This window comes from Nitrospira sp. Nam74 (genome assembly GCF_965152615.1).
In genome coordinates this window covers 751,308-776,998 of record NZ_OZ224220.1, presented here as the reverse complement: position 1 = coordinate 776,998, position 25,691 = coordinate 751,308, and the positions used below count along the sequence as shown (strand labels likewise).

Annotated in this window: 29 protein-coding genes, 1 tRNA gene and 1 pseudogene; 10 read left to right on the top strand and 21 right to left on the bottom strand. The window is 54.5% G+C overall.

Annotated elements, in window-relative coordinates:
• Positions 1–18: 18 nt before the first annotated feature.
• From ACWHYZ_RS03860 to ACWHYZ_RS03790, 15 genes are all read right to left on the bottom strand, one after another.
• The gene (locus ACWHYZ_RS03860; RefSeq protein WP_447985973.1) at positions 19–438 is read right to left on the bottom strand and encodes a GPW/gp25 family protein; all 420 of its coding nucleotides are present in this window, start codon (positions 436–438) and stop codon (positions 19–21) included.
• A gap of 17 nt (positions 439–455) precedes the next feature.
• Positions 456–755, bottom strand: coding sequence for a PAAR domain-containing protein (locus ACWHYZ_RS03855; RefSeq protein WP_447985972.1), 300 nt, complete (start codon positions 753–755; stop codon positions 456–458).
• 91 nt (positions 756–846) lie between these two features.
• Positions 847–2,631 (bottom strand): type VI secretion system tip protein VgrG, encoded by a 1,785-nt coding sequence (gene vgrG / locus ACWHYZ_RS03850; RefSeq protein ID WP_447985971.1) that lies wholly within the window; start codon positions 2,629–2,631, stop codon positions 847–849.
• Positions 2,632–2,634: 3 nt separating this feature from the next.
• Complete coding sequence (locus ACWHYZ_RS03845; protein WP_447985970.1) at positions 2,635–3,309, bottom strand: CIS tube protein; 675 nt, start codon at positions 3,307–3,309, stop codon at positions 2,635–2,637.
• On the bottom strand, positions 3,310–3,480 hold the full coding sequence (locus tag ACWHYZ_RS03840; RefSeq protein ID WP_447985969.1) for a DUF5908 family protein: 171 nt from the start codon (positions 3,478–3,480) through the stop codon (positions 3,310–3,312).
• A gap of 5 nt (positions 3,481–3,485) precedes the next feature.
• Complete coding sequence (locus ACWHYZ_RS03835; RefSeq protein ID WP_447985968.1) at positions 3,486–3,977, bottom strand: phage tail protein; 492 nt, start codon at positions 3,975–3,977, stop codon at positions 3,486–3,488.
• A gap of 75 nt (positions 3,978–4,052) precedes the next feature.
• A complete protein-coding gene (locus ACWHYZ_RS03830) occupies positions 4,053–4,511 on the bottom strand; it encodes a phage tail protein (protein WP_447987512.1) in 459 nt (152 codons plus the stop codon).
• Positions 4,512–4,568: 57 nt separating this feature from the next.
• Entirely contained in the window at positions 4,569–6,113 is a 1,545-nt protein-coding gene (locus ACWHYZ_RS03825) for a phage tail sheath family protein (protein WP_447985967.1), read from the bottom strand.
• Between the two features lie 18 nt (positions 6,114–6,131).
• Complete coding sequence (locus ACWHYZ_RS03820) at positions 6,132–7,004, bottom strand: hypothetical protein (RefSeq protein ID WP_447985966.1); 873 nt, start codon at positions 7,002–7,004, stop codon at positions 6,132–6,134.
• Between the two features lie 14 nt (positions 7,005–7,018).
• On the bottom strand, positions 7,019–7,594 hold the full coding sequence (locus tag ACWHYZ_RS03815; protein WP_447985965.1) for a DUF4255 domain-containing protein: 576 nt from the start codon (positions 7,592–7,594) through the stop codon (positions 7,019–7,021).
• Complete coding sequence (locus ACWHYZ_RS03810) at positions 7,591–7,896, bottom strand: hypothetical protein (RefSeq protein ID WP_447985964.1); 306 nt, start codon at positions 7,894–7,896, stop codon at positions 7,591–7,593. Before ACWHYZ_RS03810 ends, ACWHYZ_RS03815 begins: the two co-directional genes overlap by 4 nt.
• A gap of 209 nt (positions 7,897–8,105) precedes the next feature.
• The gene (locus ACWHYZ_RS03805) at positions 8,106–9,206 is read right to left on the bottom strand and encodes a sigma 54-interacting transcriptional regulator (RefSeq protein WP_447985963.1); all 1,101 of its coding nucleotides are present in this window, start codon (positions 9,204–9,206) and stop codon (positions 8,106–8,108) included.
• Positions 9,207–9,893: 687 nt separating this feature from the next.
• Positions 9,894–10,397, bottom strand: a complete 504-nt coding sequence (locus ACWHYZ_RS03800) for a putative molybdenum carrier protein (protein WP_447985962.1) — start codon at positions 10,395–10,397, stop codon at positions 9,894–9,896.
• A gap of 220 nt (positions 10,398–10,617) precedes the next feature.
• Positions 10,618–11,187, bottom strand: a complete 570-nt coding sequence (locus ACWHYZ_RS03795) for a hypothetical protein (protein ID WP_447985961.1) — start codon at positions 11,185–11,187, stop codon at positions 10,618–10,620.
• Positions 11,184–11,822 carry a hypothetical protein gene (locus tag ACWHYZ_RS03790; protein ID WP_447985960.1) on the bottom strand — a complete coding sequence of 213 codons (639 nt, stop codon included), beginning with the start codon at positions 11,820–11,822 and terminating at the stop codon, positions 11,184–11,186. Before ACWHYZ_RS03790 ends, ACWHYZ_RS03795 begins: the two co-directional genes overlap by 4 nt.
• A 77-nt stretch (positions 11,823–11,899) precedes the next feature.
• Here ACWHYZ_RS03790 and ACWHYZ_RS03785 point away from each other — a divergent pair, with 77 nt between their 5' ends.
• The gene (locus ACWHYZ_RS03785) at positions 11,900–12,262 is read left to right on the top strand and encodes a hypothetical protein (protein ID WP_447985959.1); all 363 of its coding nucleotides are present in this window, start codon (positions 11,900–11,902) and stop codon (positions 12,260–12,262) included.
• Between the two features lie 391 nt (positions 12,263–12,653).
• On the opposite strand, the gene ACWHYZ_RS03780 is transcribed toward ACWHYZ_RS03785, so the two are convergent.
• Together ACWHYZ_RS03780 and ACWHYZ_RS03775 are read right to left on the bottom strand one after the other, a co-directional pair.
• The gene (locus tag ACWHYZ_RS03780) at positions 12,654–15,023 is read right to left on the bottom strand and encodes a mechanosensitive ion channel domain-containing protein (RefSeq protein WP_447985958.1); all 2,370 of its coding nucleotides are present in this window, start codon (positions 15,021–15,023) and stop codon (positions 12,654–12,656) included.
• Between the two features lie 1,303 nt (positions 15,024–16,326).
• Positions 16,327–16,388: transfer RNA gene (locus ACWHYZ_RS03775), tRNA-OTHER, on the bottom strand.
• A gap of 407 nt (positions 16,389–16,795) precedes the next feature.
• Here ACWHYZ_RS03775 and ACWHYZ_RS03770 point away from each other — a divergent pair.
• On the top strand, positions 16,796–16,930 hold the full coding sequence (locus ACWHYZ_RS03770) for a hypothetical protein (protein WP_447985957.1): 135 nt from the start codon (positions 16,796–16,798) through the stop codon (positions 16,928–16,930).
• A 941-nt stretch (positions 16,931–17,871) separates the two neighbouring features.
• A complete protein-coding gene (locus ACWHYZ_RS03765) occupies positions 17,872–18,159 on the top strand; it encodes an HU family DNA-binding protein (protein ID WP_447985956.1) in 288 nt (95 codons plus the stop codon).
• A gap of 150 nt (positions 18,160–18,309) precedes the next feature.
• Here ACWHYZ_RS03765 and ACWHYZ_RS03760 read toward each other — a convergent pair whose 3' ends face one another.
• The gene (locus ACWHYZ_RS03760; protein ID WP_447985955.1) at positions 18,310–18,783 is read right to left on the bottom strand and encodes a hypothetical protein; all 474 of its coding nucleotides are present in this window, start codon (positions 18,781–18,783) and stop codon (positions 18,310–18,312) included.
• Between the two features lie 368 nt (positions 18,784–19,151).
• On the opposite strand from ACWHYZ_RS03760, the gene ACWHYZ_RS03755 reads away from it, so the two are divergent.
• Positions 19,152–19,355 carry a hypothetical protein gene (locus ACWHYZ_RS03755; protein WP_447985954.1) on the top strand — a complete coding sequence of 68 codons (204 nt, stop codon included), beginning with the start codon at positions 19,152–19,154 and terminating at the stop codon, positions 19,353–19,355.
• Between the two features lie 125 nt (positions 19,356–19,480).
• Here the strand turns inward: ACWHYZ_RS03755 and ACWHYZ_RS03750 are convergent, their stop codons facing one another.
• Positions 19,481–19,930, bottom strand: a complete 450-nt coding sequence (locus ACWHYZ_RS03750) for an Hsp20/alpha crystallin family protein (RefSeq protein ID WP_447985953.1) — start codon at positions 19,928–19,930, stop codon at positions 19,481–19,483.
• 194 nt (positions 19,931–20,124) lie between these two features.
• Between ACWHYZ_RS03750 and ACWHYZ_RS03745 the strand changes: the two are divergent.
• The 5 genes and pseudogenes from ACWHYZ_RS03745 to ACWHYZ_RS03725 all read left to right on the top strand — a co-directional run.
• Positions 20,125–20,298, top strand: a pseudogene (locus ACWHYZ_RS03745) (SDR family oxidoreductase); the annotation flags it as partial.
• A 359-nt stretch (positions 20,299–20,657) separates the two neighbouring features.
• Positions 20,658–21,863 (top strand): SDR family oxidoreductase, encoded by a 1,206-nt coding sequence (locus ACWHYZ_RS03740; RefSeq protein ID WP_447985952.1) that lies wholly within the window; start codon positions 20,658–20,660, stop codon positions 21,861–21,863.
• A gap of 120 nt (positions 21,864–21,983) precedes the next feature.
• Positions 21,984–22,910 (top strand): M28 family peptidase, encoded by a 927-nt coding sequence (locus ACWHYZ_RS03735; RefSeq protein WP_447985951.1) that lies wholly within the window; start codon positions 21,984–21,986, stop codon positions 22,908–22,910.
• 432 nt (positions 22,911–23,342) lie between these two features.
• On the top strand, positions 23,343–23,630 hold the full coding sequence (locus tag ACWHYZ_RS03730) for a hypothetical protein (RefSeq protein WP_447985950.1): 288 nt from the start codon (positions 23,343–23,345) through the stop codon (positions 23,628–23,630).
• A gap of 69 nt (positions 23,631–23,699) precedes the next feature.
• Positions 23,700–23,936: a hypothetical protein gene (locus ACWHYZ_RS03725; RefSeq protein ID WP_447985949.1), complete on the top strand. Its 237-nt coding sequence runs from the start codon at positions 23,700–23,702 to the stop codon at positions 23,934–23,936.
• A gap of 111 nt (positions 23,937–24,047) precedes the next feature.
• Here the strand turns inward: ACWHYZ_RS03725 and ACWHYZ_RS03720 are convergent, their stop codons facing one another.
• Together ACWHYZ_RS03720 and ACWHYZ_RS03715 are read right to left on the bottom strand one after the other, a co-directional pair.
• On the bottom strand, positions 24,048–24,266 hold the full coding sequence (locus tag ACWHYZ_RS03720) for a hypothetical protein (protein WP_447985948.1): 219 nt from the start codon (positions 24,264–24,266) through the stop codon (positions 24,048–24,050).
• Between the two features lie 2 nt (positions 24,267–24,268).
• Positions 24,269–24,616, bottom strand: a complete 348-nt coding sequence (locus ACWHYZ_RS03715; protein WP_447985947.1) for a transposase — start codon at positions 24,614–24,616, stop codon at positions 24,269–24,271.
• Between the two features lie 50 nt (positions 24,617–24,666).
• Here ACWHYZ_RS03715 and ACWHYZ_RS03710 point away from each other — a divergent pair, with 50 nt between their 5' ends.
• A complete protein-coding gene (locus tag ACWHYZ_RS03710) occupies positions 24,667–24,915 on the top strand; it encodes a hypothetical protein (RefSeq protein WP_447985946.1) in 249 nt (82 codons plus the stop codon).
• Positions 24,916–25,691: the final 776 nt, after the last annotated feature.

Genomic DNA, 25,691 nt, shown 5'->3' with positions numbered 1-25,691 from the left:
ATGCGGTACCAAACCGGCTCATCTCAGTGGAAGATTCGTGCCTTCAAGAAAGTAAAAAGGATAGACCATATTGCTTCGCGTGTTGGTCGTTCTGATCGTATATGTCAATTCGATTTCGATCAGGCCTTGCGCCATCTCCTCGGAGCAGACAACAATTCTGTCGAGGGTGATTCGTGGCTCAAAAAAGAGGATCGCCCGTTCGATCATGTCCTGCATTTCAGTACAAACACTGGCGCTGAGCGATTCAAAAGCGAGTGTTCTGAGCCCGCACCCGTACGCCGGTTGCATCGTCCGCTCTCCTGGCGCCGTGGACAACAGGATCCACAAGCTGTGCCGAATATCCTCCTCATCCGAGACCATCTTGACCGCTTTGGCCTGCCCCTGAAACTCAGGAGGAAAGCTCCAACCTGTTCCGAGAAACGTCTTATCGATGCTCATGACTTGACGTGTCCCACCTATCCCCCAATCATGACGGTGGGACACCCCAGCACCACGGCGCCTCCATGGGCACTGGTATCGCCCAGCCTTACAGCGGGTTTTCCCCCGATCATCACGGTTGCTGATCCTTGCACGATCGCATCCGGAGGTCCCACGCAGACACAATTGTCACCGAGTACCGCTGCGGGCAGCTTTCCAATAAGCACGGTCGGCACTCCCGGACCGATTACCGGCCCTCCGACATGCGGGATCGGTGGTAAGGCCGGGGTTTGCATGGGGCAGGTGTGCATATCGGTGATCCTCGCCGCCGGTGGCATCGTACTCTCCTTGTGTATGCCATTCTCTCCATGAAGATGGCATCGCGCCTTCACGGCAACACGGGCAGACTGCCCGCGAGCTGCCGACTCGCTAGTTGATCATCACCATCGCGCCCTTCACCGTAGTTTGTCCGGAAGCGGACAGTTCTGCACTCGCATTCCCTTTGGCAACAAAGCCAACGTTGGCACTTTGGTTGATATTGAGGCCCGCGAGCGTCAGATCCGCTTTCGAATTGAGACTCATGTCTCCCACGGCATTCAGCGTGACTTTTCCTTTCGCGCTGAGGGCAATGTCTTTTGGACTGTCCAAGAGAATGCCTTCCGAATTCAGCTTGACGGTATTGCCATGCTGATCCTTCAAAAGCAGCGACTGATCCTCGTCACTAACGACAACGGTGTTCTTCCCTGGTGTGACGATCGTGATCGTCTTCTTCTCATCATCAAATTCAAGCCTCAGCTTGCTTTTGGTCACGATCGCCTTGATGCTATTCTCGGCGGTGAGATCATACGCGGGCTTCCTTTTGCTGCTATACAGGCTGCCCAAGATCACCGGGTGGCACGGATCATTGTTCAGGTATCCCAAAACCACCTCGTCCCCGATCTCCGGAATGAAGAACGCACCAATACCATCGGACCCATACCAGCTCGCCAACCTGGCCCATACGCCTTCTGGTTCCGCCTGCAAGACGGGAACCGTGACCTGGATCTTGTGCTCCCCGTCCGGATCTTCGTGCAGTGCTTTTACCACTCCGATCTGTAAACCCTCGACGCCCGGCAAGAGTCCGGACGCCGACGGGGACACCAGATCTCGCTGTTCCGCAAACCAATCCGGCGACATGCCAAATTCCACGGTTGTGATCCAGTTCCCGTTCGCAATCTCGTGATGCACGGCACTGACAAAGACCTTGCCGTTGAAACGGTTTCCCACCCCGTCCAACTCGATCAGGCCCCCGATTTTGGCCTTCGCATTGCCCTGAAACTTCATGTACCCCCGAATTCTGGCCAGTCCCGATTTCACTTGCTGACCATGAGCCCATGCCTTCAACGCCGTTTGCTCCATCGGAACCGTGGTCTGCAAACGGAAGGACTGGGGTCCCACCACGCGGGCCAACGCTGCTGAATCAATGTCGCCTTGCGCATTGAGTGCTATGGGAGTGACTTCCTCTTCGACCACCGCTTGATTCTGTAGGTTCCACGCGATTCCCTTGACCGACGTGAGTTGCGTCCTGGCCTCTACATCGGCTTCGAACTCCATGAGGTCCTCACCATAGGTCACCGTCAAGACGGGAGCTTCCGTGGTTTGCGGTGGTTGGACCGTGACCTTCCCATCATCCACGATGACCATCATTCCGTTGACTTCAGCGCGTGACAGCAAAAAGTCCCAATCCGTGCAATAGTACTGTACGAGTTCCTTATACGTGGTCTGACTGGGAGTCACATCGGAGGAGAGCCCGCTGTACTGACTGATCAGCTTGGTGATGATGTCGCTGTCCTTCGAGTCGAGATAGGTGGCGTTGCGTCGTCCGATGGTCATCCCCACCGTCTTGTCCCGACATTCGAGTACTAATCGTGAGTAATTGTTTCCCGTGATCCTAATGCCGTGCTTCACGATCACGCCTTGAAAGATCGTCGCCTCATCCTGGTCATAACCTGCCTTGATCTGAATCTCGTTTCCCGGTTTGAAGTGCGCGGCATTACTGATCGGAAAATCCTTTCCGGGCATATCGCCATCGAGCACAACAAGGGTCGCCATAGGAATTTTGTTGAGCGCCTTGCTCATGTCTACGGAGACAATCTGTATCGTCTCATCAAGTTGGACGCCATCGCTGAACACCGCCAACCTGACAAGGCTATCCTCGACAACGTTTCGTGGCATCCGTTATCTCAAAGGCGGGAAATGGAGGCGCATACCGGGTGTAAGATGGCGGAAGTTGGTGAGCTGATTAACTGCGGCGACCTTCGGATAGTAGGAGCTATCCTTATAGATGCGATAACATAAGAGCGGCAAGGTATCGCCGGCTTTGACTTCTACGCGATGGGTCAGATCTGGGGACGACCGGTTCGCTCTGAGCGCCTCTTCCTCCGTGCTCATAAAACCCACAAACGCGAGCGTGAGCTTTGCCCGCAATGGTTCTCCAGTCGGTTTGAACAGGGTGTACTCGACGGACATCGATTTCAGGCGGCCGAAAAATATCAACGTCCCCCACAAGAGCCGCACATGGTTTGGCTCGTGAGTGTTGCCCTGATACTGATACACAATGTTCTTGAGCTGTAGGATTTGGGTTTTGACGTCCTTCGACCCTGAACCGGGTGCAGAGGTCGTCACGACACCAGTTCCATCCATCACAATATTGAACGTGACGGCGTCGGGGTTCACCGCACTGAATTTCGAATTTGCTCCCGATTGCCCCATGGCATTCTTTTGATTGTAGTCGATGGAATACGCATGGCTATACGTCGCGGGATTCAACATGACTTCGAATAGGCGCGTGTGATCGACCGTCACCTGTCCATTGTTTTCGATTGTGCAGGGTGAAATGGCCAGCTTCTTCATTTATCGCTCCGGCTTGTGGCGTAACAGCGAACGGACCAAGTGTCGGCATTCCTCCAGAATGTCCCCTTTGATCTCTTCCACGATGTCACGGCGGTCACGTGCGTGATTGTCCGTGTCCGAGTGTTGATTCACGGTCGACTTGATAAGCAACTGCCTGACTTCTATGGTCATAATGATTACAATTCGCGTTTCGAGTAGTGATAACTGAGTTCGATTTTTTCGATGGCCACTTGGTTCTTCGACGACTCAAAGGACTCCACCTCCCAGCTCACTGGATAGGCATTGGCAAAAGACCACGAACGAACGGGCGTTCCATTTGGGTTCAGTAAATGCACATAGACTAATTTAGGTTCGAAAGACACGGACAACGTTCCTTCGAGAATCGATTGGCACCACTGGACTAAGGGTGACTGTTGGTTCGCGATCCCTCGCCTTAGGACTAGCTTGGATTGTTTCACCCCTTTCGGCAACTGATGCACGAACCGGTTTTCACCGCCTTCGATCACCTCTTCAAGGGTGAGTTCCGATTTGATGCCTGTCACTTCTTGGAACGATGTATCCAAGCCTTCCGAAGGTTTTCCGAAGACGACGCGGAAATAAAACGCAGAAGGCGGATACCCATAGATCGCTGCGCCCGCACCACCGTCTGCACTGTCCCAGAGCGGCATCGCTATCGTTCCATCGGAGGTTGTCGGAGGGCAGATGGACGGATGATTCCGCCTGCCCCCTCACGTTTGTCTGAATCAGGCATTAGCAATCGTCAGCCCTTCATGCGCTATCTCAATCGATTCAATGGCGACTTCATTCCCATCAGCTTTGAGATCCGTGCCGGAAATCTTCGTCGGCCACGCGTTGGCCAACGTCCACGTCATGGTGGCGCCGCCGGCTTCATCCAGCAAGCTGATCGTCACGGGAACGCGCTTAATCGTGTTCATCTTGATCTGGTTGTACCAATCCCAGAATTTATTGTCTGACTTGAAAATGCCTTTTTTCATCGTGATGTTGCCGAACTTCTTTATTCCCGGCATTTTCATGGTCGAGAAAACCGGATGATCGCCATGGCGGTATTCAATCGCCTGAGTTTCGGTATCGAGGCCCGATACTTCCTGGAATCGCATCACCGTCGTATCCCACTTGACCTGAAAATGGAACTTCGGTAAGGGCCATACATCCTTGGATTGAGCGGATCCGTCATCTGCCATCATTCACCTCTTCGAGCGGGGTTAAAGACCGGATGTTTTCCTTCGATACTCATCTCGCTACGATTTCTGCATCTGCTGCTGGAAGGTGATCTCAATAAACTCGGCCGGGCGGCTGATCGCCACGAGCACGGTTACTTTGAGAATGCCCTCTAGGATGTCCTCGGGCGTCATGGTCTCGCCGAGTCCGACATGGATACTGAAGGCATCGTCGGGACTGGCTCCTGCCAAGCCACCACGGCTCCAGATGCCGGTTAAAAAGTTGCGTATCATGCTCTTCAGCGTGACCCAGGTATTGGCATCGTTTTTTTCGAACACATAGGCTTTCGTCGCCAGACGAATGGACTCTTCAAGCATGATCATCGTTCGACGAACGTTCACATAGCGCCAATCCAGACTATTACCATCTAACGTCCGCGCCCCCCAGACGAGGGTCCCTTCACCGATGAAGGTGCGAATCGCATTGATGGATTTGCCCTGGGTCGTGACATTCAAATCTTCTTGTTCATCATGACTGATGTTCACCGTGGGTGACACGACGGCATTCAGACTCACATTGGCGGGCGCCTTCCAGACCCCGCGAGTATTGTCCACCATGGTGTACACCCCGGCCATAGCCGCGGCTGGAGGCAGCACATTCAGCTGATGCTGCATTTCACCGAGTATCGTGACGTACAACGGACTCATGGAACGCAAGCTCTGGTCCAAGAGACGTTTGTTCGTCGAGATATCTTCCGGCTTGATCGTCGTATCTTTGGCCCAGTCCTTGGTAATGGCGTCGACCGCATCCATTTGCTGCGCGGTTTTGACCGGGGTCTTATCATCCTTGGCGTCTGGAAGCTTCAACTCAATCTTGAGCAGACTCTGCAAGAGGCTCTTATTCGACACGTTCTCATAACTTAAATCTTTGTCCTGGACGATCGTTGTGTTGAGCCAGGGATAATAGGCTGCCGCAAAATCCAAGTAATTAATTCCCAGTGCCCCTCGAAATTGTTCGATACAGTCCCCGTCCGGATGCTGACGGCTCTTGTAGCCCCCAGGAATATCCAAGAGCGCGATCCGGTTTTTCATCTTGCCCCCACAATGGGCCAATGCCGCTTGCTGTACCGTCGTACAATCCGCCGTCTTCAACAACATCGCATCGGGGATCACGATCATGGTTGGTTCTTGCTCTTTGATCAGCGCATCAAGGCCTTGTTGCAGCTTGTCCGGGTCGATGGGGTCGTTATAGTTTCCCACTGAGACGATGTAACAGGGACCACCCCCATTGTGAATAAAGAGCGCCAGGCTGACATAGAGCAAGTATTTGCCGTTCTCTTGTGTCAACAGATACTGCTTTTCTGCCGACTGGAAGTTCGCCTCTTCTTTCGACGCAGGAGTCTTCTCCGCTAGAAAAAATTCCGGCTTGGGTCCAAAGCCGAAATAACTATGGAACTCGGATAAGGAGGTCACACGCCAAGGCTTGTTGAAAAGGGACTTGCCTTTGTTGTCTGCTCTCTCGGTGTACCCAATAAACGCAGGGACAGCAGTGGCGACTTCGACAACGGACCCTGGGAAGGCATTCTTTTCGACGACATATACGCCCGGCGTTTTCATCTGTCCCATACTGTCTCCCTTTCAGCGTTAATAGTTAATGTAGAGTTCGGACACGAGTATCTCTTGCCCATCGAGTGTTTCTTTATGAAGCCGGCTTGCGTTTGGAACGGGCAAGCGCGGGATGAGCACTTTCGCCCCGCTAGGTCCGGCTTCCTTTAACTGGATACGATAATCGGACCGGGCGCTTAAGGAGATCGCCTCGTGTGACCTAAAAGTGATCGCCGTTCGGTCATCGGACAAGGACGTGTTGCCGGCATACTCAAATTCGATCTTATTGTCCAAGTCCACGATTGAGAGGCGTCTTCGGCTCAGCTTTCCCAGCACATAGTATTTCCAAAATGTCTGTCGGGCCTTGAACTTGATGACATAGACGCCGGCGGGTGTATGCGCAAGGCTCGCAAGAACGCCCCGTTCTCGCTCGGTCATCCACAGATTGACAAGACAGAGCGGTCTGACAAGCCGGTCCTTTTTGGTCAGAAGTTCCTCCAAGCTAGGTGAGGTCACTGATTGCAAGTTCTCCTCAGCGACATACTCTTCATGATGTAATCTGACCATGCCTGTCACATCATCCGTGCCGTTCCGATTGTCGAAGTAAAGGATGGCGTCCTCTCGATGACGGAACAGCTCCGTATAGTTGGCAAAGGCAGAGTCGCTTGAAAATACCTTGAAGCCGATGGTCCACGCCTCATCCTGGCCGGCGGCATCGCGGCCCAGAGTTTCGGCGTTTGCTTCATCATAAAAACAGGAGATGCCCTTCGTCGTGTTCTTCAACAGCATGCCGGTGCATTGCAGCATCGTCACGGTCTTCGGGGTCGGGACAAACTTAAGGCCAAGAGGCACCGCATCAGAGAAGAACTGATGTTCCACGGCTACACTGAACAATGGTCGATACGATCCCATAGATACGTACAGGCTTAATGGCTCAATGAGGCTTGCGGGTCCTTGAGTGTCGGCGTCTGGCTTCGAACATCTCGCGCATCGAAACCCACCATTCGAACCTTATACAGAACAGAGGGTAGATATTTGCCACTTAAGACTCCCCATAGATTACTGAGATCCGGGATGCTGAGGTTCTCGATATCCAAGACCAGCTTCTCTATCCGTGGGTCCAAATCCGGAGTGCTGTGGTGATCGAACACAGGGGACCGCTGAAAAAAACCGATGGCATGCGAGATAAACTTCAGCGCCTCCGGATAGTTATTGCCGCTGAAATGCGCGGCGACCATCAGATGCAAATTCAAATAGATGGGAGGATGGGATTCGACTGACCGTGAGGCTCCGGGGTTGCTGCTATTCGACCGGCGAAATGAAACGGTGTCCTTTTCGATATTGACGAGCGACATCACGAGCTTGTTGTTGACGTGCGGAGCCACCTGGCCGTCTTGCTCGATCATATTCGAGAGGACCACGATATCTTCGCCAAGGTCTACTGTTCTCCGGACATAGAGGTTTAAGTGAGATGCAAGATGATGGAGGGCCGCATGGATCACTCAGTCACCGCTTTCTTGCAACAACGCTGCGTCATCGGGAAAGACTGCATTGAGCTTTCTGCGTCGACTCGCAGCCGATATCGCAGGTTCTTGCCTGTACCGAAGGTCTCTACAGTCCCTTGATGAATTAAGTCAGCCAGCACTTTCTCAATGATCGTGACGTTGGCGCGAATCTGTTCTCGAGGAATCCACCATTCCGCAATGCCTTCGAGGGTATCCATGGCTTTGGGATGATGAGCGAGATAATTTTGGATCACCCTCGCTATTCGCCGCTCTTCCGAATCTTGTTGAGAGTCAGTCATGGAACTAGAGCAACCGTGCTGAACTTCAGTCAGTTGATAAGGTGAGCAAGACGCGGGCCAGCTTAGGTACTTAATTAACTCGACGTAATTCAAAGGAACTATAAATGAAGAAGACCAATGGCGACACCGGACTGGGCTCGCGGAGACGCATGGTCTCTCGCCTTCGGCTGAGGTCAGCCGACAAAAAGATGAGTTACGACTTACGATGCCTAGGTGGGACTATACGGTCCCGCTTGCTGGGCCACGGGAGTCCCAGCTTCATCCCGGAACCGACGCACGACGAAGTGTTTTGGATCGATCTGATTCTTCTTTAGAAGTCGACCCAATACCCGCCGCTCTTTTCCTGCAGCTTGAGCCGCCCGCGTCACATTGCCTTGATGAGCGGCCATGAGTCTGGTCAGATACTCTCTATCGAATTTCGAAATGGCCTCCCTTTTGAGGACTTCATATGGTTGCGGTCCGGACGTTTCTTCCGATGCGCTATGCCCCCGATCACTGGTCTTCAGGCCCAGATCATAGATATCGATAGGACCTTCCCCTTCTGTTGCATACATGCCACGAATCAATGCATTTTCCAGCTCCCTGACATTCCCCGGCCATTCATAAGATGTCAGTATGGCCGCAGCTCGCGGAGTCAACTCCTGCACAGCATGGGGACGCAATGCATGTTTCTTCAGAAAATGTGCTGCCAACAGTAGGATATCTTCCCGTCGTTCACGGAGGGCAGGGAGAGCGATGGAGAATACACACAGCCGGAAAAATAGGTCTGCACGAAAACGGTCGGCCTGGACGAGGCCATCCAAATCGGCGTTGGTTGCAGTGACAATGTGGACGTCCGCGTGCTGCTCTTTTGCCGACCCGACGGGCCGATATTTCTTGTCCTGCAAGACGCGGAGCAGAGACACTTGGGCCCTTTTACTAAGCGCATCGATTTCATCAAGGAAAAGCGTTCCCCCTTCGGCCTGAGCAAGAAGGCCGCGCCGCGTGCTATGCGCATCAGTAAACGCGCCGCGCTCATGGCCGAATAGTTCGTCTTCGAGAAGCGTATCGGACAGCAGCCCACAGTTGACCGGCACAAAAGGGAAATGCGCCCGACTGCCGATATAATGAATGGCTCGCGCCACAAGCTCCTTACCGGTTCCCGTCTCACCATGAATCAGGATGGCTGCGCCACTCTTCGCAATCATTGGAAGATGCGCAATGGCTCGAACAAATGCAGGCGCTTTCCCGATTAATTTGGCCACCGCTTCTGACTCATGCAGGCGCTGGATAAGCCTTTGTATGTGTTGTTGGTCCTCAAGCACATCCATCTCTATATCGTGACTCCTACTTTTAAGGGTCGTCGGTTCAAAGCCAGCAGGTCGCCGCTCCGGCAGATGGTTTTCTTCAGATAGAGAACACCTACTTCTACACTAAAATGGGGAATCGGCACTTTTGGCCCATTAGCATGAACCTCCTTCACAGTTCGCCGTTTGAAATGAGGTCGCCAAGACACCCCAGACGGACGAAGGACGGTTCACATTTAGCACTACCCCTCTATGAGGAAAGGCGGGAGTACTGCCAAGCGGAATGAGATGCATGCCGCGTGAGGGTCCGGATCATGCATGGCTGCGCTGACCTACGAAGTACGTGAGGCGGCATTTTAGACGAGAAGATGCTGGCAGGTATGAACTTTTATGGCTCTGCTCAGCTAGGATCAATAGCAATTAGCGACTTTACGTATACTATTGGAGGTATAATGAATTAGCAAAAATAACGCTTTTGCCATAACGTTCATTCTTCTCTGATTTCATCGAAGGACGAATACTCGAACGGCTCAGGAAGCAGCTTGAGGGCCTATGGGTTAAAGAACCCCTTGGAAATGACATCAAAGCGGCAATCCCGGCGGTCCGCTGAAGGTGCAGCTGAAATGGCAGAAACATGGTCGCTATCACGGCAGGGATGCCAAATTATTTTTGTGTAACCCCAAATGCTTTCATTAGATCTTGATGTTCCGATCATTTACATCCAGAGCTCGTGATGGGTTTTCCGAATAGAGTGATCGCCTTTATTTCGCTCAATACCTCTTGAACGAATTGCTGGATGCCGGGTGATTCTGAACCTCGCGGGCCTGCTACATTCAATATCCGAATCGAGTACTTTTTCAAAAAGTCCTTCATCTTTTCTCGCCAATGGTCGCAACGCATGACATGCAGGCACGGCCGGCTCATGGTGTTCGCAAATTGGCGGGTCAACAGCGTTCCACCAGTTAGTTCCCTTGCCAGGGTGACGATCAGCGTGGCATCGGCGTCGCGGACATTCCTCATGGTGCGCTGCTCATACGTAGGTCCTGGGGTTTCCTGCAAGCGATACCGCTCGGGGATCATGCCATCCTCTGCACGGCGCCCTTTTGGACACCAGCCCCCATGGGGAATCCCATTCGCAATGGCCCAGTCCAGCGCGGCACGGTCTGCACCAGTCTGTCCGCCTGAGATGATTTTTTCGATACGGGTGATCGGCATAACCTAGGATACCGGCAGTATGTAGCCCAGAATTGCGCTGACGATTTCCCTTCACCTGTCCGTGGTCCACGAGCTGCCGGGCAACTGGAGTCCGACATCGAGGAGAACCACTTCATGTTGGCTCACGCCGTTCTGGCGCGAGCCATTCCAGAATCACAGTACCGTGGGATTCATGGATAGGACTTCGAATTCATCAGATCATCACATCAGGACATCTCAATCACAACGGTGGGGGCATCATATCCGTCGAATCGAACACGAACAAAAGCAGCACCGTATAGCGACTGAAGTGCACGTCCGCTTCTGTCACCGGCGTCGAGGCGAGCAGTTGGCCGGTCTTTTTCTCGACGATGTCAAGCGAGCAGCGCGTATAGCCGCGGAGGCGGGTCGCTTTGTACAAGGACAGCTCAGGCGTCGAAAATGGGAGTAAGGCGCTTTGGATTGGCGGCATGCCGAAAAAGGTTTCACTTTTTTCGGCGCCAAGGGTGTGCCAAATAATGCGGATTGAATAGGCGGGCTCGCCGCCTCCCACAAACACGCCACGGCGGCCCAGCCATCCGGCAATCACATCACGCCCGAAGTTCTTGTCGTCGGTCATCCCCACGGTTTCAAGCGCGACGGTGTCGCCGGGCAGAAGCGGTAGCGCAGCAATGTCGAGGCTGCGCACGATGGATTGTGTGATGAGCAACTGCTCGACCGGCGACCTTGGCGTGCTGGACAGCTCACGTGTCGTCGAGCAGGCGGAGACGGAAAATACTAGACAGAGCAGCGGGACAACGTACGGTCTCATGGCGCCGTACACATCGCTTGAGAGGACTTGAACCATTTCTCTCCCGGCTCACGAAGGCCCCAGGCTGTCGCCAAAGCTTGACAGGTGAGGTCCGCCAGCGCATCCGTCGGTGGCTTGGAACGATAATCGGCAAACCGCGCTGTGCCGCCCCACAGCACTCGCCGCGTCGGTGCCTGGACACTACGGATCGAGACCATCGGCGCGCGGAGATCGCCGAAATCCTGGACGAACACCACCTGATCCACACCGAGATCCGTCGCCGCTTTCAAAATCACCGCTTCCTCTTCGGCAGCCGCTTCCCAACGGACAGCGCGTGGCCGGTGCTCACCCAGGGCCTGCTGCAACCCGGCTTGATCGAGCGCGGACAGCCCACGTCGTTGCAACCAGATGGTAGCCGTGTCAACCGCACTCGGATGGTGACCCCATACGATAATTTTTTCCGACTGCTGCGGCAGCTGAGTGCGGAAGCCATCTGTGACTGGAACCGATCCACACCCGGTCGACGCAACTGCCCCGCATAAAACGACGCATGCGAGCGTACCGGATACTTGACTCTTCTCATCAGGCTCGATGTTTCGCCTTGAACGCGGTGACAGGTCTCTATGGACCTCATCCTCTCCGGATAGTGAAAGCATTTTTGCCTCGTAGATTCATATTAAGCGAAATCGGTTGGGCACACAGCGGTTATGATAGGCGCATTATAAGGCCGCGTTTGATTGCTTCTGTCAGCTGTATGCGCGAGGCCTGTCAGAATAACCCGTTTCGCCGTGCGGAGCATTATTGGAAACCGGCCCCTTGCCTCATTGAGGGCAGCGGACGGCATAATTATGTTGCTGAGCGTGTGGAGGCGAAGGCTGCGGCCGCGACTATCAGACGGAAGTGGAATGTCCTCATGAGGATTCTGAATCTCGCCGTCGATTTTGAAACGCTCGATAAAAATAGGTTGAAACGCGTGGCGCTGCCTGAGGCCGTGAACCGAGAACGGATGGCAGCAGACGAGAAATTGGCCGCCATTCAGAAGGTCGCGTCAGAAGAGTTGTGGGCGATCTGTCTTGTCGCTTACATACCGGGCTAAGGGAAGCCAACATTCTGAACATCGGGCGATCGTAGCCAAACTCCGGGATAACGGATGGTGGCTTGTGCTGCCTCCTGCGAGAAGTCGCTGGAAGGGAACCCCAAAAGAGATTCCGCTAAGCGCAATCGTTGCTCAGGCACTGAGGCAAAGGCCTGCCTGTATCGAGGATCACGTTTTCAGACAATGGACGCCCCTCACCGTCTATTGGGGTCGCCTGTGCAAGCGTGGGAACGTGCAGGATCTCCACTTCCATGATCTTCGGGCATACTTTCGCGATGCGCCTCCAGAATTTTCGGCGTTGGACTTGTAGTGGGCTCAGCCCTCCTTGGTCATAAAGTCAGGGGCCCGGTAATGTACTCCGGCAGCAGGTGTGGTTAAGGCTATTCAAGGCCTATCCTGCTGGCAATAGTTTGAGACCTGTTTCCATAAACCTTTTCTCAATCATATACCGGAGGTCGCTGGCTACCTCCGCCGGTTCGACCTCGCGCCCTATGTCGAGCCAATAATGCAAGGTGAAGATGACCGCCTTGTCCCCGAACTCCTCAAGCAGTGCTTGGGGTGATGGAAGTTTCAGCACGCGAGGATGCTGCCTGGCAATGTCTATCAGCACTTCACCGACCTGATTGGAACCATACGGCGCTCCCACGCGAAGCGAGAACCGACCGATCGGACTGGAGTACGTCCAATTGGTGAGATTGCGGTCCAACAAATTACTATTGGGGATAAGGGTCTCAACGCCCTTGGCATCGCGGATGGTCGAGGAACGAAGACCAATAGTCATCACCCGCCCGCGGATATTGTCCACCTCGATTAAATCGCCGACACGCAGTGGCCGCTCAATCAGCAAGAGGATGCCACTGATCACATTCTTCAGAAGATTTTGTGCCCCAAAGCCGAGTCCAATAGCAAAGGCACCGCCCAGGAAGGCGAAAATGGTTAGTGGGATTTTGACGGAAATGAGACTGATCAAGATGAGGATGATGATGAGGAAGGCTTGTGTCCACTGTCGCAGCAGATTCGCGAGCTCCGGTGTTACTCCCAGTCGCCTAACAACGAGCGCGCTGATAAGCCGGGCCAGGTACAAACAGATCCAATAGCCGATCAACAAGATCCCGAGGGCAGTGAGGATTTTCCCCACGGTGATGCTGCGCCGTCCAGTGATCTTTTTCCCTTCCACTTCGATCGTGTCTTCGGCCGCGAAGACCTCGAAGTTCCAGAACGCTGTTCCTAGACCAAAGGCTTGTTTTGCCCAATCTGTCAGGCGTGCCGACAGCGGTAACTTCTTTCGTTTTTCCTTGAATTCCGATTGCCAACGTTCCACAAAACGCGTGGCCTGATCCACGCGCTGGAGCACGCGGTTGTAAAGCGCTTCACGTTGACGGTGGGCATCCAGGACGGCCTGCAAGTGAGCGTGATCATCGCCAACGGAGGCGTTGCTCAGCCGATTGTCCTGTTCGCTCCTCTCGCCCGAAACAACGGTCACTTGCTGCTGTAGATAATTGCCAGAGGCGTGCAAGCTGTTCAGCAGCCGATCGGACTGGCGATACGCCTCGCGGGCTTGACTTGGCTCAACGCCTTGCGCAAGGGCAAATCGACTTTCCCAAAGCTGACGCTCGCCTTCCACTATATCGAGCATCTGCTTGAGCAGATCCACGTTTAGCGTCATGTTGTCGGATTGCACCCGTCTTAGTTCCACGGCTCTTCTGAGCCGTCCCATTCTGCCGGTGAGTTTGCCGGATGATCGACTTGCCTGCCGCCCGCTCATGGCATCTAGTTGACGCTCGGCCTCCTCCAAAGCGTGCGACTGTACGTGCTCAGCAGCGATGGTGTGCTGCAATTCTCGATCAAGTCCTTGTCGCTCCTGTGTCAGACGGGCACGGACTTTATTGAGGTCCTCCTCCGTGAAACGAACGTGTTCTTCGGCGGTCTGCAGTTGCCGCTGGGCAAAAGCTAGACGGTCGCGGGCCTCGGCCAGCTCCTCTTCAATACGTTTCCGCGATCGTTCTGCAGCGGTGAGCATGATAGATCCCGTGCGACTGCGTAGCGCTTCCATGTCGCGTGCCCATTGAGCCCGCGCGAGCGCCGCTGGGTCCTTTGCCGCTTCCACGCGCTCAGACGCTTGCCGAAGACGTTCTTCCGCAGATTTGTGTAACTCCCGGGCTCTCCCAAATCGCAGCTCAATCATATTGAGCTGCGATTGGAGGCCCTCGACCGCGAGCCTTAATGAAAATGCCGTGTTCCACAGTTCATCCGCAAGAAGAATAGAGTAAGGCGCCGGTTCCGAAAAGCCGTTCCACTCCGTGTTGCTCTTCGTGACGTCTCCATGGCGCTCGCGAGCTTGCTCCAGCCGGTGGTACTCATCTATCGCCTGGTCATATGCTCGTACTATTTGCTGAAGTAAGGCATGTCGTTCCGATAGCTGTTCTTGAGATACGCCGGAAGGGGCATCCCTTCGCAGATCCCCGGATCTGCTGACAGCGGCCAGTTCTTTGGCAGCCTCGATGCGTTTGTCTTGCAATGCGGCGATGTCCGCGTCATCGATTCGATGATCGTTGGTATTGGAGGTTTTGTCAGTTTTAGAAAGAGGGGACGTCACATTGTGGATAGGGGTCTCATCCTCTGCAGGAGCGAGGGAGATGGCGACAAGTCCGACCATAAAAAGGGCGGCCAGGAACGATCCAACCAGATGACCATGGTATTTCCAGTGAGACCACGACCCTCTGTATTCATGCCGATCATGAGAAACAGGGATTGTCGACATAGTTAGATCCCGTGAACACACTGAACGGATGACGCGTCCGTACATGGAGCATGAGCCGCTCATCAGCGAGTGCACGAACCATGACGAGCCTTCCTGTCTCACAGGGGAAGCTGAGCCACGGTAGCCTGCGCTTCTTGCGCCGTTGCTTTGTGCGAGCAGACGTTAGAGTCGCTAGGCTTTTTGAAACTCCGCGGCATCTCCCACTTTCACCGGCACAATCCTTAGACCGCGATATTCCGATTCGCGTCCGCCTCCAGCGCCTCCAGTTCCTCTTCTGCGACCTCGACATATTGCTCTTGCTCAGCTCATAGCCCTTCCCAAGTTCATCCCTCGCACTTTTCTTCCGGGAGACATCCATGTGGTCTTTCATGCGGAATTGGCTAACATTCTTTTCTACCTGTCTGATACTGGCTTAGCAGGGGATTCAAAGATAAGGTCTCGCTGAGTGATAGAGGTCAGAACCTCATTAACCACAATGGTGATTACGGCTATCGTCGGTTTGACTGGAAAATACCGGAACAGATGGTCTCAACCATAGGGAATAGCCGAATGAACCGAAAGTAGTATCGAACTTTATTGACCCATTATCCAGTATCTAACTTTGCTCGCTGCTTTCAATTAGGATGAGTGACGGATCGGCCCCGCCATCAAATGTTCACGCTAACGACTTTGCGCGGTCGAAAGGTTTGGCGGACAACTTTGCCCTCGTTTGGACCTCTTTCCTTCAGCCTTCTCTTTTGTCTCTCGCGACGAAATGTAATCAGAGACGGAGATGAACAGCTATGAGCTAGACAACCTTGCACACATGCCGATATGGGCTGTTGGCTCAAGCCTGTATCGGCCGCTACACTACCCATCCCCGTAGCCCCCGCCGTGACTTCAGATTGAACGATGTAATGGGGGTATCGTGATCACCTTACCCGTGGGGGATGCCTCGTCGAGGAGGCAGGGAAGGCTGGCGCCGCCGCACATGGCTGACATAGGGACCGTGCCCGTAGCTCCCTTGCCTTGAACTTTCCCTTCCATGACGTGCGGAAACAATCATCGCCATCTGCATCGTTCATCCTCCCGCACTAGAGGCGCATGTTCAATGCTGATTAGAATCTACCAGCATTGCCATCCGTGTGAGATCAGGCTGTGACCGGACTGATCGTACGATCGTTGCCGACAAGCATCTGAGATGGCGGTAGTTCCTGTGAACGGACCAGGAACGACAAATCTTCTTACTATTATGTATAAAGGTCAGGCCTTGTCGGCAGGCATGGAATTGTGCTGATGATGCAAGACAACAGCTTAAAAAAGTTGGTGGTCCCAACGGGATTCGAACCCGTGTTTGAGCCTTGAGAGGGCCGTTACAGCCAATACGTACGAGTGAAAATTTCCATAAAGAAAGTGGGCGGTCTTCCCAAATACAATCACTTAGAAACTGCTGCCTGACCAACAACCATTCCGGCTGTCGTGGTTTATATCATTAGGAGTTGTATATTCTGTCACGCTGCTGTCACGAAGAAATCATACCATCAACATGAGTTTGCTGAAGGCTAATACCTTGACCCACGCCTTGCCAAGGCGAGGGTCGCGGGTTCAAATCCCGTTTCCCGCTCCAGTTTCAATAACTTAGAAAAGCGGTTTTTCTCGCCGAAGAATTATAGGCGGTTTTATAGGCGGTTTCGCTCTCAACTGTGCCCAACGTTTTAGAAGCCACACTTGCGTCTCCACTTTCATAGTTCCCGCCAACTGTGCCTTACGACAATTCGATTTGGACATAAAGTATGCAGAAGACGTTGAGACTCGTGCCACGGCAGGTCGATATCGGGCGGTCCCTGAGTCGAGACAAGAAGAGCACCGCGAATGCCACTGTGCCGAAAGGACAGGGCGATCGCGGCGACCAACGGAAATCCAAATAAAATGTGACAAGGTCTCTGCTGATCAGCCGTCCCGAACCATATTCTCGTAAGACCCTGCCGAGAAACGCGTCGAGTCGCGAGTTCATGAGTAATGCCTTAGACTGCGAACGGCAGCGGACTCAACGGCCCGTAACCTGACGTATGGATACTGCCAGCCTCTGCCCGATGTTCGCCTCACTGGTTGAGGTATCACTGACGGATCGTCAATACGTCTACGAACCAAAGTATGATGGCATCCGGGCACTCATTGCTGTGGAGAGTGAAATTCACGGAGTGGACAACGGGCGGAACTTCGTCACCCGACGTATCTCGGTCTTCGCGAGATATCGATCCGAAGAGGGGATACCCTTGCGGAGCCTTCCGGCCTACTGAGTGGCTTAGGCCGACCACCGGCGTGTTCGCCATGCCTCTTAGCCCTAGGCCCGGCTGGTAAAATTTTTCGGGCGGCGCAAAAAGGGCATTTCTGATGTGCTTCACTCACCGACTCCCCTGCGGCAGTCATCGTCACAACCTCACCGCGCATGTTGCTCCCTCGCCCTAGCGAGACCCGGCCGACGAGTAGAGGCTGCGCGCAGCCGACGATTGAGCTCGTGTAGAAAATTCGTCCATACCGTGGGGTTCCGTCGCCACAACCATGCGTCACACCGGCCGACAAGCTTTAGAAAGCTCCGGATCACCTCGTCGGGCCAGCGGGTCCGGATCCCGGGCATCGACCACCAACCCGATACACCTGCTGCTTATCCTTGAGGGTCCGTAGATCAGACTGCAGGCCATCTCCAGAGCGGTAGCGCCGCACGAACCGATAGGCATTGGGGGCGATAGAGTGCAGGAAGCTTATCATCCAATCTAAGAGTTGAAGCGGCTGTGCTCTTGACAGATATACTGAAAACTCCTACAAGACAGCGTCCGGTCGTTCTCTGTACACCAATCCAGGAGGCTCCATGGCAAAGGCAATGACGAAATCAGCGGTGCTCACTCACTTGGCAGAAAAGGCGGGTGTCCCCAAAAAGACCGCAGGAGAGTTTTTCGATGCCTTTAACGCCTTGGCTTACAAGGAAGCGAAGAACACCTTCACAATTCCTGGCATTGGGAAATTGGCCCTCGCGAACCGTAAAGCCCGTTTAGGCCGTAATCCGCAGACCGGGGAAACCATCAAGATTGCCGCCAAACGCGTCGTGAAATTCCGCGTGGCCAAGGCGGCTAAGGATGCGATCCTCGGCAGGAAATAGTTAGATCATCGTTGAAAGCCTCTGGCAGGGAGGAGCCCCTTCCTTCATGCCGCCCTCTCAATCGGCGCCCGCCTGACGGGTGCATGGACCCGGATGCCATACGCCCGGCGAAAGGCCACGGCCGATCGCCAATGCCGACGAATAAAGGCATCAAGATTCCTGCCTTCTGAAGAACGTTAGTTGGGTCGTCGTAGGATGGGTCCCACACTGCGCGTTTACAAAGGCATCGTAGCGCTGCTTGGCCATCACCCGTTTCTGGTAGTCACGATTTAGGGCCCATAACTTCCGGCCCCGCAGACCGTACGCAGTCAGCCGACTGCGCAGTCGCGTAATGGAGCACCCCGTGACCCGGCTGATGGCGACGGTCGTCCCGTATTGCGCTAGCAGATTCATGGTCGTGGTTCGATCGACAAAGGGATTGGGTGAACGTATGGCGTCTTTCGGCGGGAGTGCTGGCACCAGCCCCTTCGCCACGCCCTGTGCCACGAGCTGCCGAACCCGCTCATGGCTCAACTGCAACTGTGCCGCGGCTTTCCTGAGCGTGCCGTGAACGCGGCGCGCATCATAGGCAACGATCATCATAACATCTGTTTGAGTCCGACGGGGACGTCCCGCTCGTCGCATCAACGACCTCCTAATATGTGGGTGGCACGGAAAAGAAGACGATCCTGAAATGGAGGCGCTAATAGAGGCGACAGAAGTCCAGGGACATCAAAATGTTGTCGCGCGTAATAACGTAAGAGTGAGTTTTACAACGTGATGGCTTGTACAGCTATCAGGTGACAGACTAACCTAAGCATTACCATGCAAATAGGACCCTTTCCATATAGGCAGATGAAATGAAGAGTCCTGATTACTCAGTGGAGATATCCGGTGTTCCCGTATCCGAGATCCCACGCTTCTCACGAGCTCTTGCCATGCTGGAGAGCTGCCGATAATGCTAACGTACGCGCGATCTTTTGATGTATAAGCCACTGTTCTAAGGAGGATGTATGCCTGAGATGAAAAATGACGGGTGGGAATACTTTATGAAGGAGTTTGATCCCTCAGATAGTGCCACTGTAGAGTTGTGGTTGAACCATCAAGGGATTTCAGGATGGGAATTGGTTACTGTCGTGACTGGTCTCTCGGGTCAACGCTGCATCGCTTTTATGAAGCGCCCACGTTGGATGAAAGCTGAAGAGGCCCTGCTATAAAGTTCTACGACACAATGTAGGCGCAACCGTTCCCCATTGCCGTAATGGGGCGCCCATCAGAGCCCGCGCACGACGGGCGGGCTTTGATGGGTGCGAAAACTCAATGCCGTCCTTCTGCCGAGCGCTTATCCGACTTTGACTTCAATGGCTTTTGGCTTGGCTTTCTCGGATTTAGGGAGCCGAACGTGTAGAACACCGTCTTTAAACTCTGCCGAGACGTTGCCTTCATCTACCACATCCGGCAGCGCGAAGCTTCGCACAAAGGCGCCATACGAACGTTCGACCCGATGGAGTCGCTTGCCCTGTTCAACCTTTTCTTGTTTCCTCTCTCCATGAAGGGTCAGCACACCATCCTGAAGCGTAATCTTCACATCCTCTTTCTTGATCCCAGGCAGTTCGGCCGTGATCAAATACTCCTGCTCCCCTTCTTCAATATCGACGGTCGGTACCCAATCAGCTACCGTTAGCCTCTCCTTACCATTCTCCTGACGAGCCAGAGGACGGGCAAACATCCGATTCAGCCGTTCAGACATGTCTTCGAGTTCCCGGACGGGATCCCAGCGCGCGACATTCATACGACACCTCCTTGCTGATTTCCATCCAAAACTACCGCAACAGGTAGCACGTCGAAAAAGAGAGTCAAGAGGCAGGGCACTGGATAGAGCCGCTGGGGCCCGCGTGGGGTCGGAGGGTCAATGACATTGCGCGGTCTAAGGACACCAACCCGCATGTCGATGGTACTCTGGAGGTCACCCGCACAAGGGGCCCGATGGATCGCTTCACCAGGGCACTTCTGAGGACGGACAGGGTGATCGCACAGGAGTCCGTCGGACGGATGGGGAAGCCAGAGGAGATTGCCAATGCCGTCCTCTGGCTGTGTTCCGATGCGTCTTCCTTCGTCGTCGAGCACGCCATGGTCATCGATGGAGGTCAAACGGTGTAAGCCTGACGTAGCATTAATCCAACCTTCCCTGTTGCCGCCATGCCCAGGACCCCGGTATCGATTGTCAGCTGCCACAGGATTCTCGGGCTCGGGGGGGAAGGTAAAAGAAAGCGGTTCACGACCGCCCTATACGTACTGATGCCTGAGCTGGTAGGAGAATCAGGATGCGTGTCTTTTCTCGGCCCGGCGGCTACGGTTAGACCTTGTATCAGAACGCCGACGCAGCGTTCATATGGATGGAGGCACATCAGTGCCATATTGCTGCACGTCAGTCTTCCATATGACCGATACTGCGGCATCTGGGCATGGTTTATCGTCTGACCATAGCGTGATTTAGCTTGTCACATCCCAGGGAATACATGGCAATGGTGAATAAACGGCCGGTCGTCGTCATTACTGGGGCAACCAGTGGCATTGGAAGAGCCACAGCGCTGGCATTTGCCAGGCGCGGCGCAGATGTTGTCCTCGCTGCGCGGCGCAACGATGTGTTGGAGACGCTCGTCCAGCAGTGCCGACGGTCAGGCGGTGAGGCGATGGCTGTGCCGCTCGATGTCACCGATTCGGCCGCTGTCGATGACTTGGCAAGCCGCGCGGGCGCTCGATTCGGGCGCATTGATGTTTGGGTGAACAATGCAGCGGTGACCGCATTCGGGTCCCTCCAAGCCGTACCGATGCACGATCATCGGCGGGTGATTGAGACGAATCTATTCGGCTACATCCATGGCGCGCGCTCCGCCTTTCAGCACTTTTTGCCGCAACGACATGGCGTCCTCATCAATGTCGCCTCCATCGACAGCCGACTCTCGCAACCCTATATGAGTGCCTACGTCGCTTCCAAACATGCTATCCGTGGGCTGGGGATGAGCCTCCGACAAGAGCTGTGGCTTGAGGGATACCGCGACGTGCACGTCTGTACGGTTATGCCGGCAACCATTGATACGCCACTCTTCCAGCACGCGGCGAATTACAGCGGACGTGCCGTCGACGCCATGCCGCCCGTCTATGAGGCGCAACGTGTCGCCCAGACGATCCTTCGCTTAGTAAAGAAGCCCCGACGTGAGGTGTTTGTTGGCCACAGCGGCCGGTTCTTCAACGCGCAGCATCAGCTCGCTCCCGGCTTCACCGAACGATTTATGGCAGTCCTGTCGGATCGCTTCCAGTTATCCCGAAAGAAAGGCGCGACGCCGACTGCTGGCAACCTCTTTGAGCCGATGGCTGAGGGGCGAGAGGTTAGCGGACACTGGATGTGGGAGAATAGGCGACTGCTGCCCGGACAAGTCTTGGGCGCTTGCATCCTTGGTGCATCGGTGCTGGCATGGCTTCTTTCTGCACGGGGCAAGGTAACGGATACCAAGGAGCCCGTCCCGATGAGCAGTGAGCTGGACCCCTCGAGAGTACAGTTGGATTTCACCGTGGCGCAGGCTGAACTGCTCCGTGAGTGCTTGTTCACCCAGGCTGAGCAAGACAGCGGTCAGAGGAATAAGATTCTCTCGCTCCACGAGCAGGTCCTAGGGGCCCTGAGCGACACCAAGCAGCGGCGGACTGAAGGGGCACCGGCATGGTGACCAGCAATGAGGACATCGAAGGAAGTGGTACTGAAGGCGAGGTCTATGAGATATAAGTTGTCCTGCGACGATGCCTACATGACTAGGTATGCCTGCCTCGGAACGGCGCGGTGCTGAGGAATGGGACTGGCTTCACTATTGCGCCCTGTCACGGCTGGTTGGTCAGAGGACCGTCGAGAGAAATTGAAGGCAGCGCTGCAGCACGATGTCCGCGTGCTAGCATCCGACATCGGGGAGCGTAACACGGCGAGATATGCGAACCTGGACCGAGCTGCCACCTTCATTGACGACGCCCTTCAATCAGCGGGCGTACCGGTATGTCGTCAGACCTATACGGTTGGGGGGCGCGCTTGTCACAACGTTGTGGGTGAGTTGGCCGGAATCGGCGATAGGCACGAGATTGTTCTTATCGGCGCCCACTACGATTCGGTGCGGGGTGGCCCAGGCGCGAACGACAATGCCACCGGTGTAGCAGCCCTCTTGGCACTCGCTCGTGCATTGGCCAGCAGTCGAATGAGCCGCACGTTGCGATTTGTCGCTTTTGTGAATGAAGAACCACCTTACATTCGGACTAAGAAGATGGGCAGCCTCGTCTATGCAAGGGCGTGTCGTCATCGGGGGGATCACATTGTGGCGATGTTCAGCTTAGAGACGCTGGGATGTTTTCCCGCGTACGACCCTCCATTAAAGGACCCGTGGCCAGCGAAACTCCTTCGTCCACTACAAGGGAAGTTTCTCGCGCTCGTCTCCAACATAAACTCTCGACATCTTGTGCACACTGTCGCTCGAACGTTTCGTGGAGGTTCAGACTTACCGGTCCGGGCCATCGCGCTTCCAGGCTTCTTGCCGGGGGTGCGCTCGTCCGATCACTGGTCATTCTGGCAATGCGGCTATCCCGCCATGATGGCGACCGATACGGCGCCTTTTCGCTATCCCTATTATCACACGCGGTACGATACTCCGGACAAATTGAGCTATGGGGCACTCGCCGAAGTCGTAACGGGGCTACGCCCGGCAATTATCGGATTGGCCATGGGCAACGGATGATGACACTGTAGCAGCCGCAGGACCAACTCCGTGGAAAGCCGTTACATGTTCCTTCCGCGTGAGATAACCAGTCCTTTACCGCGTGCCAACGTCCGCCATGTTTCAGGACAGCCTTTGTGAGGCGCGTCACCTCCGTCTGCTACGGTAATATGAAGCCGCAGAAGCGTCCAGCGCATTCTCAAGCCACATGTTGAGATTGAAATAAAAAAACGACCTTGTGTCCGGTAAATTGACAGAGGGCCATGTCATTCGATCACACCTACATTTCGATCCCGGTGATTCATTTACTTTCCATCCATAATCACTGGTGTAGGCCGGCATAGCACATATCACCTGGGTCTGTCGGCGTACTCTCACAGCGAATGGAAAACAGGACTGATGTTGCGTTGTGCCTATTCAGTCGTACACTCCCGAAACACAGGGAGGTGCGTTATGACTTTTCTAGCAACACTAGGCCCGTCAACGCTGCTGATTCTATTGATCAGTGCACCATTCGGCTTCGCTCAAAGTGGTTCGGGGGGAATGTCGGGCGGCGCATCAGGCAAAGGGGGAACGCAGCAATCCCAAGAAATGATGCACCAGGAGCGCATGAAGGAACAACAGGAAGGGAAGGACTCGCCCCAGGGGCTGAGTTCCAGCACTAAGCAAGAGGAAGCAGGGCAGATGCCTCAAAAGAGTCGAGAAGAAAAAGAGAGGGAACGGGGGAAGAAGGGACACTAGTTCGCTACCCGTGCAATCGCGATCTCGCGATAGCGCAGCCTTATATCTAATATAAAAAGGGATATAGACATGGCGGAATCATCAGACGACAACAAAAAGACGGGCGTCACACATTTTGCGCTCGAAGAGGAAAAAAAGAATCAGGAACGAGTTCCCCCACGCGGGGCCTCTAAAGAAGAGATCAAGACAACATCGCAATCCACGCCGGAGCAGAATGCGCCCCTTGCGGTTGCGGAGGATGCCGACGAGCAGACAATCAGTCGTCGTAGCGCCAAAGGCGGAGAAAGTGGTGGTGGGGCGGATTAGTGTGCTGCAGGAATACGACACGCTTCTCAGCAAGGCACAATCGCACCTCACACCGGTCGCGCCAACGGCGATCACCCAAGAGCGTCGTCGAAGCCGCTCTCAAGAGCTGTCTTAGAGCCTATCTGAAAATTGCTTGAGCAGCATGGTGATGGATGCAAGCTGGACGAAGCCCAAAAAGTTCGTGGCGTCGTATTCCCAGCGAATCAACAGCCGACGCTTCCATTGCAGCCAGGCAAAGAACCGTTCGACGAGCCAGCGTCGTTGGTACCGCCACAGATGGCGGCCATCTTGGGTCTTCAGTTTGCGAGTGGACTGATGAGGCGCGATCATATTCACGCCCTCCTCTTGAGGGCAGCATCGAGACCATCGCTGCCATACGCGCGGTCGCCGATGAGATGTTCGGGCTTGGCCTCGAGCATGTAGAAGCCGAAACTGAGTTGCACCAACGTGACCTCATGATGATTGGCCGCATGCGTGCTCACGGAGAGCGGCAGCCCATGACGATCCACAATAGCGGGGATCTTGACGCCTGTGCCCCGGCGCGTCGGGCCGATCTCAGCGCCTCCGCCTTTGGCCGCGGCAAACGTGGCATCGATGAAGCTTTCGCGTTGGTCGATGGCGCCTTCTTTGCCCAGCGTATTCGCCAACTGCGTGAGCACCGCGCGCAGCCCCGAGATCACGGGCCAAAGTTTTTTCGCGTTTATTTCTCCAAGAGGGCATCCAAAGTGCGGTGCCGCAAAAAGAGCTTCAACAGGCTGCGGAGGGTCGGCGTGCGTGTGACAATCGATGGCTGGTACGGAAGGATGGACGCCGCATTTGGATCGAGGGCTGTCTCGTGGCGATAAAGGAAAGCGGATGTTTTGGAAAGATTGTGCGGGACCAAACGACCGCAAAGAACGCCACAGAGCAGCTCAACGCCCAATTACGGGAAAAAATTCACGGGTTGGAGCAGTTTGCAGAAGTCGTGGCACCTAACTGAGAATCTGCAAGCCAAGGGTTATCAGACCATGTGTTCCCGAACATCGTGAAGATCTCATGGCTGCGATGAAGGACCGTCAACCGGCCGTGATTGTGTTAGACCTGTATCGGCAGCGCCAAGTGGCGCCGAGGTATTAAAGCGCCAGGACGGCTACCACGGCCACGTCATTGTGCTATCCGGCGAATCCATGGTGCCAGTCCTCCATGATGTGCAGTCACCCGGTCGTGATCTTCGGAGAAGATATCTGTCCTAATTCACCTTGCCGACCCGCACGCGAAGTTTTGACTGCCCAAAGTGGTGATAGCTTGAACGAATTACTTTCTTCGATACGACCGGCACACCTCTGAAAAGCATCCTCCAAGCCGACTCTAAATCAACACTTTCCAGCTCACCCTTTACTGCATGTTCCCCACACGCACTTGCCGGAGAGTCATACCATGAGAGAAGACCACGCGTAGAGGTTCGTGTTCCACACGTCGATTCGGCCTCGTCATCCCGCCTGGTCGCCGGCTAACATCATCGTCAGTAAGGTCATCCGCGTTCTGGGCCTCCTAAGAAAGGAGCGTGAGTGGTGAGCCGCCCGAGATCCTGCACCACCGGAGCAGCTCTGAGTAGTACCGGACAACGCCGGACACCGATGACCTGCTCATTCCCAGTTCATCCGCTTCTTGCTGTGTCAATACGCCATCCGCCTGGCCAAATAATTCGTCTTCCTCATTTCATATGGCGAGTTGCGGCTTCATACAATTCGTTGAATTGGTCGCCCATTGGAAACC